Here is a 12,282-nt window from a genome sequence, read left to right on the forward strand (position 1 = left end):
TGGTCGTGATTCTCAGTCGTCGCGGCGCTCGGCCGGCTTGCAGCGGAGTTGATCAGGAAGTTCAGGCGATGGTGACCGGGATCTTGCCGATCTTGCCCTGCCATTCGCGTGGTCCCGTGTTGTGCACCGAGGTGCCGCTCGAATCGACGGCCACGGTTACTGGCATGTCCTTGACTTCGAATTCGTAAATGGCCTCCATGCCAAGATCGGCAAAGCCCGCCACCCTGGCCGCCTTGATTCCTTTGGCAACCAGATAGGCGGCGCCGCCGACGGCCATCAGATACGCCGATTTATGCTTCCTGATCGCCTCGATGGCGGTCGGGCCACGTTCGGCCTTGCCAACCATCGAGATCAGCCCGGTTTCGGCGAGCATCATCTCCGTGAACTTGTCCATCCGCGTCGCGGTCGTCGGACCCGCCGGGCCGACCACTTCGTCGCCAACGGGGTCGACCGGGCCGACGTAGTAGATTACCCGGTTGGTGAAGTCGACCGGCAGTGCTTCGCCTTTGGCGAGCATGTCCTGGATGCGTTTGTGCGCCGCGTCGCGACCGGTCAGCATCTTGCCGTTGAGCAACAGTGTCTGGCCCGGCTTCCAGGCCGCGACTTCGGCTGGCGTCAGCGTGTCGAGATTGACTCGTGTCGAGGTTTCCGTGTTCGGCGTCCAGTTGACCTTCGGCCACTGGTCGAGGTCCGGCGGGATCAGCATTGCCGGTCCGGAACCATCAAGGTGAAAGTGCGCGTGCCGGGTCGCCGCACAGTTGGGGATCATCGCCACTGGCAGGCTGGCGGCATGCGTCGGGTAGTCGAGGATCTTGACGTCGAGAACGGTGGTCAGGCCGCCGAGGCCTTGCGCGCCGATTCCCAGGGCATTGACCTTTTCGTACAGTTCGAGACGCAGTTCCTCGACGCGACTATTGGCGCCGCGGGCGATCAGCTCATGGATGTCGACCGGCGCCATTAGTGACTCCTTGGCCAGCAGCATGGCTTTCTCGGGCGTGCCGCCGATACCGATACCGAGGATTCCCGGCGGGCACCAGCCGGCACCCATGGTCGGCACGGTCTTCAGGACCCAATCGACGATCGAGTCGGACGGGTTGAGCGCGTAGAACTTGGATTTGTTTTCGGAACCACCACCCTTGGCCGCACAAATCACTTCCAGGTGGTCGCCGGGGACGATTTCGTAATGCACGACGGCCGGCGTGTTGTCGCGCGAGTTCTTGCGCGCCCCCGCAGGATCGAGCAGCACCGAGGCACGTAGTTTGTTGTCGGGGTTGTTGTAGGCGCGGCGCACACCCTCGTTACACATTTCCTGGACCGAGAGAGTGGCGTCCCAGCGCACGTCCATGCCGACCTTGAGGAAGATCACCGCGATGCCGGTATCCTGGCAGATCGGTCGATGTCCTTCGGCGCACATGCGGCTGTTGGTCAGGATTTGGGCGATGGCGTCTTTGGCGGCCGGGCTCTGCTCGCGCTCGTAGGCAGCGCCGAGCGCCTTGATGTAGTCCAGCGGGTGATAGTAGCTGATGTACTGGAAGGCGTCGGCGACGCTCTGGATGAAGTCTTCCTGCTTGATGGGTGTCATTTCAGGCTCTCTCTCGTGAGTGGCGGGGATTGATTACCCTACCCGCCGCGGGTGTTGGTCAGTGCCGGGCAGCGTGTTGCGCTCTGCTCATCGCCAGCGTCTGGGTCATTATTCGATCGACCCAGACCATGGCCAGGGCGGAGCCCAGGAAAACGGCGTGGATGATGACCTGCCACTTGATCGTGTGTTCGCTCATGTTTTCCGCGTTGATGAAGGTCTTCAACAGATGGATCGAGGAAATGCCGATGATCGCCGTCGACAGCTTGATCTTGAGTACCCCGGCATTGACATGCGACAGCCATTCCGGCTGGTCGGGGTGGCCTTCGAGATGCAGCCGGGAGACGAAGGTTTCGTAGCCGCCGATGATCACCATGATCAGCAGGTTGGCGATCATCACCACGTCGATCAGGCCGAGAACGACGAGCATCACCTCGGTTTCGTTGATTTGCTTGGCGCTGAAAAAAAGGTTGCCAATCAGATGCGACAGTTCGACCATGAACAGGTAGACATAGACCCCTGAGCGATGATCAGGCCGAGATAAAGCGGCGCCTGCAGCCAGCGGCTCCAGAAGATGAACATCTCGAGTTTGTCTACCGTGGGTTTGAGAGAGGGCATTTCTTCAGGGGGCGGGAAGTTCGGGAGGACAGATTTTAGCACCAAAGAAACGCTGAGTTCTGGCGCACGGCGGGGTTGCGGCGTAAGTGGTGTGTAAGAATGGCAGCGTTTAATCTGGGGCAGTTGCCCTGCCAGCAGGCGCTACTGCCGGGTGAGTATCGGCCTTTCGCGAGGCGCAGGGTACGCACACGCGGTTCTCACCTGGTTCTGATTGCCCCGCGCTGCACGCGCTGCATCGACTTCTTCGAACTTCTACCAATAATTGCACAGGAGATGGCACATGTCACAGAGCGAAGCCGTTACGTTTATTGACCCCTCCGCCGACTTTGTAAAACAGGCGACGATTTCTGGCATGGACGCGTACAAGGCCCTCTGCGCCGAGGCGGAAAAGGATTACCCCGGTTTCTGGGCGCGTCTGGCCCGCGAACACGTCGCCTGGAAGACGCCGTTTACGCAGGTGTTGGACGAGTCCAACGCACCCTTCTTCAAGTGGTTTGCCGATGGCACGCTGAACGCTTCCTACAACTGCCTGGACCGCAACGTCGAGGCTGGTCTCGGCGACAAGGTGGCGATCCTCTTCGAAGCTGACGACGGAGAAGTCAAACGGCTTACCTACCAGCAACTGCTGGTGCAGGTCAGCCAGTTCGCCAATGGCCTGCGCGCGCGCGGCATCAAGAAAGGTGACCGCGTCGTCATCTACATGTCGATGGGTATCGAAGGTATTGTCGCCATGCAGGCCTGCGCCCGCATCGGCGCCATCCACTCGGTGGTCTTCGGTGGCTTCTCGTCGCAGTCGGTACGTGACCGCATCAATGACGCTGGCGCAGTGGCGGTGATTACCGCCGACGAGCAGTGTCGCGGCGGCAAGAAGATTCCGCTCAAGCCGGCCGTAGACGAGGGCATTGCGCTGGGTGGCTGCGAGTCGATCAAGAACGTCATCGTCTTCCAGCGTACCGGTGGCACCTGCAATATGGTCGCTGGCCGTGACGTCTGGTGGCACGATGTTACCGCGGGTCAGTCCGATGTCTGCGAACCGGAATGGGTAGACGCCGAGCACCCGCTGTTCCTGCTGTACACCTCGGGATCGACCGGCAAGCCGAAGGGCGTTCAGCACTCGACCGGCGGCTATCTGCTGCACGCCATCGTGACCATGAAGTGGACTTTCGACATCAAGCCCGACGACCTCTTCTGGTGTACCGCCGACATCGGTTGGGTAACCGGTCATAGCTATATCACCTACGGACCGCTGGCCTGCGGCGCGACCGAAGTGGTCTTCGAAGGGATTCCGACCTATCCGGACGCCGGCCGCTTCTGGAAAATGATCCAGGACCACAAGGTCAGCGTCTTCTACACCGCACCGACGGCGATTCGTTCGCTGGTCAAGGCCGCCGACGTCAATCCGGCGGTGGCCCCGACGCAGTACGACCTGTCGTCGCTGCGCCTGCTCGGTACGGTGGGCGAACCGATCAACCCGGCGGCCTGGCAGTGGTACTACGATAGCGTTGGCGGCGGTCGTTGCCCGATTGTCGATACTTTCTGGCAGACGGAAACCGGTGGTCACATGATTACCCCGCTGCCAGGCGTGACGCCGATGGTGCCTGGTTCGTGCACCTTGCCCTTCCCGGGAATCATGGCCGCGGTTGTCGATGAAACAGGTACCGAACTCGATTGGGGCAAGGGCGGCCTGCTCGTCGTCAAGCGCCCCTGGCCGGCAATGATTCGCAACATCTGGGGCGACCCCGAGCGTTTCAAGAAGTCGTACTATCCGGACGATTTCAACGGCAAGCTATACCTCGCCGGGGACGGTTCCATTCGCGACATCAATACCGGCTACTTCACGATTACCGGTCGTATCGATGACGTGTTGAACGTCTCCGGTCACCGCATGGGAACCATGGAAATCGAATCGGCACTGGTTTCGCACCCGATGGTCGCCGAAGCGGCCGTGGTGGGCCGGCCGGACGATCTGACCGGTGAAGCGATTTGTGCCTTCGTGGTCCTGAAAGGCGCGCGGCCAACCGGCGAAGCGGCCAAGAAGATGATCAAGGAGTTGCAGGATCACGTCGGTCGCGAGATCGGACCGATCGCCAAACCCAAGGATCTGCGCTTTGGCGAGAACCTGCCAAAAACCCGTTCCGGAAAGATCATGCGCCGCTTGTTGCGCTCGCTGGCGAAGGGGGAGACCGTCGCACAGGACATTTCAACGCTCGAGAATCCGGCAATTCTCGACCAGTTGAGGGGCTGAACCAGCGACAACATGCGCCTGCGTTCGGCGGCCACCTCGGGTCGAATGATCGGCCCGAGGTCGCCGTGGGCGGCTTTGCTTAATGTGAAAGTCGCGCAAGCGACTCACGAAGCGCCCTTCTCCCTCGCGGGAGAAGGGTCTGGGGAAGAGGGAAACGGTCATGACTTTCATGATTCGGGGTATCTCGACATGTCATGACCGTTAGCAGCTTTCTGCGCCTGGGCGAGACTCCTGCGACGCGGCACCTCGCTGAGCAAGCGGTGTTTACTTCAGGCCGGCACGGCGTGCCGGCCTCTTCATTTGCATCGAACTAGGAGCCCGGATGAGCAACGAGGCGACTGAACTGCTGGTCTCCGCGTGCATCCAGTCACTGCAGGCCTACCCGCCTTTTGATCGGATGGAAGCCGAGTGGCTGCGTTTTCTCGCGCAGCGGGTGAAACTCGCCCACTATCCGAAAGGCGCGCGGATTCTGGCCAGAGAGAGCGGCGTGGCGCGGACGCTGCACATCCTGCAGCGTGGTCGGGTGGATGTTCTGCGCAGCGGTGGGGACCGCAAGCTGGAGTCATCGTCGCTCACCCTCGGTCCCGGTCAGAGCTTCTCGATTGGCGCGCTGATGGCGCAGCGTGAAACGGTGGGCGCCTACGTTGCCCGCGACGATGTCTTCTGCTACGAACTTGCCGCCGAAGACTTCTTCACCCTGACCCAGAAGAGCACAGTCTTCAATCTTTTCTGTACTCAGTACATTGCCGGTCTGCTCAGACAATCGCAGCAGCAGTTGCAGCTGCAGCTTGCCCAGCGCGCCGCCGAGCAGAAGACGATGAACTCGCCACTAGCGACAATCGTCACGCGTGAACCGGTCGCCGTGGCGGCCGACACACCGGTGCGCCGGGTCGTCGAGCTGATGGCCAGTCAGCACCTCGGCTCGATGGTGGTGGTGGATGGCGAGCAGCAGCCTATCGGCATTTTTACCCTTTCGGACATCCTGAAACGCATCGTCCTCCCCGGGGCGTCCCTGGAGCAGGCGATTGCCGCGGTCATGTCGCCGGCGCCGCAGACCTTGCCGCTGGCGGCAAATGCTCACGACGCGGCGCTGCTGATGGCCATGCACCGGGTGCGCCACGTTCTCGCGGTGGACGAAGGCGGGCGCTTGCGCGGCGTGGTTTCCGAGCGTGACCTGTTCAAGCTGCAAGGTGCCGGCCTGCGGCAGATTCGGCACGCGATCGATGCAGCGACCACTATCGCCGTGCTGCAGCACGCGCGCGACGACGTTCGCCAGCTGGCGCTGACGATGCTTTCGGAGGGAGTCGGTGCGCAGGAGATTACGCAGTTCATCTCGACCCTGAACGACGCGGTGACGCGCCGGGTGATCGAACTCAACCTCGAGCGCCACGATTTTTACGGCATCGACTGGGCGTGGCTGGCGTTCGGTTCGGAAGGGCGCGACGAGCAGACCTTCACCACCGATCAGGATAACGGAATCGTCTTCATTTGCACCGACATCATGGATCGCGAGCAGACGCAGCTACGTTTTCTCGATTTTGCCCGGGAGGTCAATGATGACCTCGACAAGTGCGGCTTCCCCCTGTGCAAGGGCAACATCATGGCCAGCAATCCCGAGCTCTGCCTGACGTTCGAGGAATGGGAAGAGAAGTTTGCGCAGTGGGTGCGCACACCCGAACCGCTGGCCTTGCTGAACGCGACGATCTTTTTCGATTTCCGACCGCTGCACGGCCGCTTCAATCTGGCGCACCGGATGCGTCTGTCGCTTCTTCGCCAGACCCAGGGCAATCCGCTGTTCCTGCGCATGCTGGCCCAGAATGCGCTCAATGTGGCGCCGCCGCTCGGCCGCATCCGCGACTTCGTCACCGACGGCGACCCCGAGCATCCCGGAACCATCGATCTCAAGAAGTACGGCGTGCGTCTGTTCACCGACGCGGCACGCCTTTTCGCGCTGGCCAATCAGGTCGAGGCGACGAATACCGTCGCTCGTCTCAAGCGCGCCAGCAGCCTGATGAAGATTTCTGCAGACGAGACGGCGGCCGTCGTCGACGGCTTCAATTTCATTCAGATGCTGCGTTTGCGGCACCAGCATTTCGAGCAGGAACACGGGCGCAGCGGCGACAATCTGATCCGGCCGGACGAGCTGAACGAGGTTGAAAGACATATGCTCAAAGAGTCTTTCCGGCAGGCGCGCAGGCTGCAGGTACGCCTGAAGCTCGACTATCAGATCTGACCATGGTCTGGTTCTCGAAACTGTTTGCTGGCCAGAACGCTCAAGCCTTGCACTTGACGAGCAGGCAGTTGCAGCGACTTGCCGCCTGGCAGACGCTGCCGGCACCTGCTCTGAGTCGCTCGCACTATCGCAGTCGCTACGTGCTGATCGACATCGCCATCGCCGGCGGGGACTGGAAGGACGGTCCTCTCGGTTCGATCGGCGCGCTGGCGCTGACCGATGGCCTGATTGATTTAAGCGCTGCCTTGCAGCTACCAATGGTGGACGCAGCCGCGGCGACGGACGCCGCCGGGCGTCCGCTTGCCGAGGCCGAGCAATTGTCGCTGACGCCGACGCCGATCAGCGGCGAGCAACGCGGCGAAGCCTTGCTCGCTTTGCTTGATTTTGTCGGCAAGGCGCCGCTGGTCGCTTACCACGCGTCGTTCGTCGCCCGGCGAATCGAACGTGTGTTGGCCGAGACGCTGGGCGTCGAGCTGGATTTGCCATGGATCGATCTGGCCTGGGTGATGGCTGGCCTGTTTCGCGAGTTGGGTGACAAACAGGCGCGCCTGGACACCTGGCTTGAACACTTCGGCGTCCCCAGCATCGAGCGGCACAACCCGGTTTCGGACGCCTATGCGACGGCGCAGCTGCTGCAGCTCACTCTGGCGCGTGCCGCGCAAAAAGGTTTCGAGACGCCGGCCAGCCTTATCAAAATCGAGAAAGCACGGCGTCACCTGTACCCGAGTGCTTAGGCGAGCGCAGCGATGGTCGACTACACCACCGTCCCGCTGCGTCGCTACTATGCTTTCTACACCGCGGGCTTCTTCATTTTCATCCTCATCCTGGCGTTCCTCGAGCGGCACGGACTGCCACCGCGCTGGATCGGCTACTCCTTTCTGTTTCTGACCATTTTCCTCTACGCGACGATTGGCGTGCTGGCGCGCACGGCCAGCGTTTCCGAGTACTACGTGGCCGGCAGGCGGGTGCCGGCGATTTTCAACGGCATGGCGACCGGCGCCGACTGGATGAGCGCGGCCTCGTTCATGGGCTTGGCCGGGACGCTCTACCTGTCGGGCTATCAGGGGCTGGCGTACGTGATGGGCTGGACCGGCGGTTACGTCCTCGTCGCTCTGTTGCTGGCACCCTATTTGCGGCGCTTCGGGCAATTCACCATCCCGGACTTTCTCGCCGCGCGCTATGGCGGCAACCCGGCGCGGCTGGTCGGCGTCTTGGCGACGGTACTGGCGTCTTTCGTTTATGTCGTCGCACAGATCTACGGGGTCGGGCTGATTACCAGCCGCTTTGTCGGGTTGCAGTTCGAGATCGGGGTCTATGTCGGTTTGGCCGGTATCCTGGTTTGCTCCTTCCTCGGCGGCATGCGCGCGGTGACCTGGACGCAGGTGGCTCAGTATGCCATCCTGATCGTCGCCTATCTGGTTCCGGTGACCATTCTCTCGTACCAGGTCACCGGCATTCCGGTTCCGCAACTGACCTATGGCCTGGTCCTGCAGAAGGTGCAGGTGCTCGAAGAGAAAATCTTCGCCGAGCCCGCCGAGATTGAAGCTCGCCGCATTTTTCGCGAACGCGCCGATGGCTACTACGAACGCATCCTGACCTTGCCCGAAGCGCTCGACGAAGAGCGGCTCCGCCTAGCCGAGCAGATCGAGGAACTGAAAAGCAGCAACGCGCAGATGCGTGAGGTCGTGGCCCTCGAGCACGAGCGCCGCGAGTTGCCGAAAAGCAGTGAGGCGGCCAAGGTCTACTGGGAGAAGTTGATGCGTGACGCGGCGCTGCGTGGCGCCGATCCCGAGCATCACCTGACTCCCTATCCCTCGGGTGGTGAGGAGGTGAGCAATACGGCGCGTCTCAACTTTCTCAGTCTGGTCTTCTGCCTGATGGTCGGTACCGCGGCCCTGCCGCACGTGCTGATGCGTTACTACACCACTCCCAGCGTTCGCGAGGCGCGCACTTCGGTTTTCTGGTCCCTGCTGTTCATTCTGGCGCTCTATCTGACGGCGCCAGCGTACGCCGCCTTTGCCAAGTACGAGATCTACTCGACGCTGATCGGTTCGTCGATCGCCCAACTGCCTGTCTGGGTCAGTGCCTGGGGCAAGATCGGTCTGGTCTCGATCGAAGATGTGAATGGCGACGGAATTCTGCAACTCGTCGAACTGGCGCTCAATCCGGATGTGATTTTGCTCGCCACGCCAGAAATTGCCGGTTTGCCGTATGTCATTTCTGGCCTGGTCGCTGCCGGTGCGCTGGCGGCGGCATTGTCTACCGCCGACGGCTTGCTGTTGACCATCGCCAGCGCCTTGTCGCACGACGTCTATTACAAGGTCTATCGTCCCGAGGCGACCACCCAATGGCGGCTGGTGGTTTCGAAAACGCTGCTGCTGGTGGTCGCCGTGCTCGCGGCCACGGTCGCTTCGCAGAAGCCGGCGACGATTCTATCGATGGTGGCGTGGGCCTTCTCGCTGGCCGGGGCGGCCTTTTTTCCAGCCTTGATTCTTGGCGTCTTCTGGAAAAGGGCCAATGCGGCGGGCGCGGTGAGTGGCATGTTGATCGGCTTGCTGGTGACCCTCTATTACATGGTTCGTGTGCAGGTGGACGCCATCCCCTGGCTTGGTATCCAGGGAATCGGCATGGAGCCGTGGTGGGGTATCCAGTCGACGTCGGCAGGGGTGTGGGGCGTTGCCGCCGGGTTCGCGACGATTGTCGTGGTCAGTCTGTGTTCCCAGCCGCCAAGTAAGGCGACGCAGGATTTCGTCGAAAGCGTTCGCTATCCGGAACTGGAAGCTTCGTGAGCCGACCTCGGCTGGCGCGCTCCGCCTGGCCTGCGCACGCTTCCGTTCGAGGCGCAGCAGGGGGCGCGAGCTGAATGCGGCGCGAACACCAGCATCGCAACTACTGGCGGCGCAACCTGAAGATGACGGCATTGCTGCTGGCGATGTGGTTCGCGGTCACTTTCGTGGTCAGCTTTTTCGCCCGTGAGCTCGCCGAGATCACGGTCATGGGCTTCCCGCTGGGGTTTTACATGGGCGCCCAGGGGGCGCCGCTGGTTTATCTGGCGATCATCTGGTGGTATGCACGCTACATGAACCGGCTCGACCGCCAATACGGCGTCCGTGAAGGCGAGGGCGATGACGGCTGAGCACGGCTGAGCGAGTGCCTCAGTAGCGCTGGGCTTCTCTTCGTGATCGGCCGGGCCTTGATCGGCTTACGACGCGACCGCTTCGCGCACGGCGGCGGCCAGTGTCTCGGCGGCATTGTTGACCACTGCGGAGTCCTCGCCTTCGACCATTACGCGTAGCAGCGGTTCGGTTCCCGAAGCACGCAGCAGTACTCGGCCACGGCCGTTTAGCGCGCTCTCCACCTGGTTGTGCACCGAGCCGATCAAGGGGTGATCCTGCCATGGGAAGCCCTTGCTCAAGGCGACGTTGATCAGCCTCTGCGGGTAGAGTTGCAGGTCGCCCAGCAGCTCTTGCACTGTGCCACCGGCTGTCCGTAGTGCCGAAAGCACCTGTAGAGCGGAAACAATGCCGTCACCTGTCGAGTGCCTGTCGAGGCAAAGGATGTGCCCGGAGTTCTCGCCGCCATACAACCAGCCTTTCTGGCGCAACATGTCCATCACGTAGCGGTCGCCGACTGCGGCACGAACAAACGGTATATCAAGTTCGGCCACGGCGTGTTCGAAGGCGAGATTGGTCATCAGGGTGCCGACGACACCTGCCACAGGACCCTGGCGGAGACGGCTGCGGACGACGGCGAAAAGCAGTTGATCGCCGTCGTAGAGGGTGCCTTGGGCGTCTACCATCAACACCCGGTCGGCGTCGCCATCGAGGGCAATACCGAGGTCTGCGCCTTGTGTGAGCACGGCTTGGCGCAGCGCTTCGGGCGCCGTTGCGCCGACTTCGTGGTTGATGTTGAGGCCGTTGGGGTCGGCGCCGATGCTGCTCACTTCGGCGCCAAGTTCGTGGAACACGTTTGGTGCGATGTAGTAGGCGGCGCCGTTGGCGCAGTCGACGACGATTTTGAGTCCGCGCAAGTCCTGTTCGAAGGGGAAGGTGCTCTTGCAAAACTCGATATAGCGACCATCCGCGTCATCAATTCGACGCGCGCGACCGAGAGCGGCCGAGTCGACGCAGGTCAGCGGCTCGTCGAGCGCCGCTTCGATCTCCAACTCGATCTCATCGGGAAGCTTGGTCCCCTGCGCCGAGAAGAACTTGATGCCGTTATCGTAGTAGGGGTTGTGCGATGCGGAGATGACAATGCCGGCTTGCAGGCGCAAAGCGCGAGTCAGGTAGGCGATGGCTGGCGTCGGCATGGGTCCGACCAGGGAGACGTCCACCCCGGCAGCCGAAAAACCGGCTTCCAGGGCGGCTTCCAGCATGTAGCCTGAAACGCGGGTATCTTTGCCGATCAGTACGGCCGGACGCTCTCCGGCTATGGTGCCGCTGCGTTCCGCTCCATGCGTAACGAGGACCCTGCCCATGGCGTGACCCAGGCGCATGACGAAATCGGGCGTGATTGGGCTCTCGCCGACTCTCCCTCGTACGCCGTCGGTTCCAAAGTATTTCCTCGCCACGATGTTTCTCCCTTCAGTCGCCAATGTGGATATTCATTCGTTCAATCCAGCCCATTCTACGCAAACCCGGGCCCAAGCACTGCCCACAAATACACCAACCAGAACTGCGAACGTCGATGCGTCAGCCTGCGGAGGCGAGGCCTTCGTGCCTCCCCGTCAGGCGACTTCTGTTGTGTTTACAGCCTGCCAGACGGCCAAGGCATCGCGTGTTTCGCTGACATCATGAACGCGCAAAATGCTCGCGCCGCGTTGTGTTGCCAGCAGCGCAGCAGCGAGGCTGCCGGCAAGTCGCTGCGCGACCGGACGCCCGGTGATCGTTCCCAGCATCGATTTTCGTGAGATCCCGGCCAGCAAAGGCAGCTTGTCAATCGATAATTCATCGAAATGGTACAGCAGGTCAAGATTGTGCTGCAGTGTCTTGCCGAAGCCAAAACCCGGATCGAGCAGCAGGCGATCCCTGCTGATGCCTGCCGCCAGTGCGGCGCTGACGCGTGCGCGCAGGAAAGCCTGCACCGTGGCCACGACATCGGCGTAGGCGGGTTGCTCCTGCATGGTCAATGGCGCGCCCTGCATGTGCATCAGACAGACGGCACAGTCGCTGTCGGCGACCGCGGCCATCGCTCCCGGCATGCGTAGCGCAAAGATGTCATTGATCATCGAGGCACCGTTGGCCAGCGCCACACGCATCACCGCCGGCTTGTAGGTATCGACCGAAATTGGCAGCGTGCAGTCGCCAAGGGCTTCGAGCACGGGCAACAAGCGCCGCAGTTCTTCCTCCTCCGAGGTGGGTGCGGCACCTGGGCGTGACGACTCGGCGCCGATATCCAGCAGGTCGGCACCGGCGTCAATCTGCTGGCGAGCACGCGCGACCGCCTCACGGGTGTTGCTCGCCAGTCCGTCACCGGAAAAAGAGTCCGGAGTCAGATTGACGATACCCATCACCAGCGGGCGGGTCAGCGGGAGTTGAAACGCGCCGCAGCGAAGCATCAGGTCAGCGTCTAGCGCCTAGCGCCGACCCCGCCGGGCGGGCTCCGGAA

General features: G+C 61.9%; 8 protein-coding genes and 1 pseudogene. 5 read left to right on the forward strand and 4 right to left on the reverse strand.

Features of this window, described 5'->3' with window-relative positions; all coding sequences use genetic code 11:
- Nucleotides 1-61 precede the first annotated feature (61 nt).
- On the reverse strand, nucleotides 62-1,582 hold the full coding sequence (locus tag V5B40_RS16795; protein ID WP_332355557.1) for a fumarate hydratase: 1,521 nt from the start codon (nucleotides 1,580-1,582) through the stop codon (nucleotides 62-64).
- A 58-nt stretch (nucleotides 1,583-1,640) separates the two neighbouring features.
- Nucleotides 1,641-2,197 (reverse strand): annotated as a pseudogene (locus V5B40_RS16800) (TIGR00645 family protein).
- Between the two features lie 280 nt (nucleotides 2,198-2,477).
- Between V5B40_RS16800 and acs the strand changes: the two are divergent.
- The 5 genes from acs (at nucleotide 2,478) to V5B40_RS16825 (ending at nucleotide 9,811) form a co-directional block, all read left to right on the forward strand.
- The gene (acs, locus tag V5B40_RS16805; RefSeq protein WP_332355558.1) at nucleotides 2,478-4,442 is read left to right on the forward strand and encodes an acetate--CoA ligase; all 1,965 of its coding nucleotides are present in this window, start codon (nucleotides 2,478-2,480) and stop codon (nucleotides 4,440-4,442) included.
- Between the two features lie 322 nt (nucleotides 4,443-4,764).
- On the forward strand, nucleotides 4,765-6,675 hold the full coding sequence (locus tag V5B40_RS16810; protein ID WP_332355559.1) for a DUF294 nucleotidyltransferase-like domain-containing protein: 1,911 nt from the start codon (nucleotides 4,765-4,767) through the stop codon (nucleotides 6,673-6,675).
- A 2-nt stretch (nucleotides 6,676-6,677) separates the two neighbouring features.
- Nucleotides 6,678-7,409 (forward strand): 3'-5' exonuclease, encoded by a 732-nt coding sequence (locus tag V5B40_RS16815; protein ID WP_332355560.1) that lies wholly within the window; start codon nucleotides 6,678-6,680, stop codon nucleotides 7,407-7,409.
- Nucleotides 7,410-7,421: 12 nt separating this feature from the next.
- The gene (locus V5B40_RS16820; protein WP_332355561.1) at nucleotides 7,422-9,464 is read left to right on the forward strand and encodes a sodium:solute symporter family protein; all 2,043 of its coding nucleotides are present in this window, start codon (nucleotides 7,422-7,424) and stop codon (nucleotides 9,462-9,464) included.
- A gap of 74 nt (nucleotides 9,465-9,538) precedes the next feature.
- Complete coding sequence (locus tag V5B40_RS16825; RefSeq protein WP_332355562.1) at nucleotides 9,539-9,811, forward strand: DUF4212 domain-containing protein; 273 nt, start codon at nucleotides 9,539-9,541, stop codon at nucleotides 9,809-9,811.
- A gap of 66 nt (nucleotides 9,812-9,877) precedes the next feature.
- Here the strand turns inward: V5B40_RS16825 and glmM are convergent, their stop codons facing one another.
- On the reverse strand, nucleotides 9,878-11,245 hold the full coding sequence (glmM, locus tag V5B40_RS16830; RefSeq protein WP_332355563.1) for a phosphoglucosamine mutase: 1,368 nt from the start codon (nucleotides 11,243-11,245) through the stop codon (nucleotides 9,878-9,880).
- 156 nt (nucleotides 11,246-11,401) lie between these two features.
- The gene (gene folP, locus V5B40_RS16835) at nucleotides 11,402-12,232 is read right to left on the reverse strand and encodes a dihydropteroate synthase (protein ID WP_332355564.1); all 831 of its coding nucleotides are present in this window, start codon (nucleotides 12,230-12,232) and stop codon (nucleotides 11,402-11,404) included.
- Nucleotides 12,233-12,282 lie beyond the last annotated feature (50 nt).

This window comes from Candidatus Accumulibacter meliphilus (assembly GCF_036625345.1).
GTDB classification, from domain to species: Bacteria; Pseudomonadota; Gammaproteobacteria; order Burkholderiales; family Rhodocyclaceae; genus Accumulibacter; species Accumulibacter meliphilus.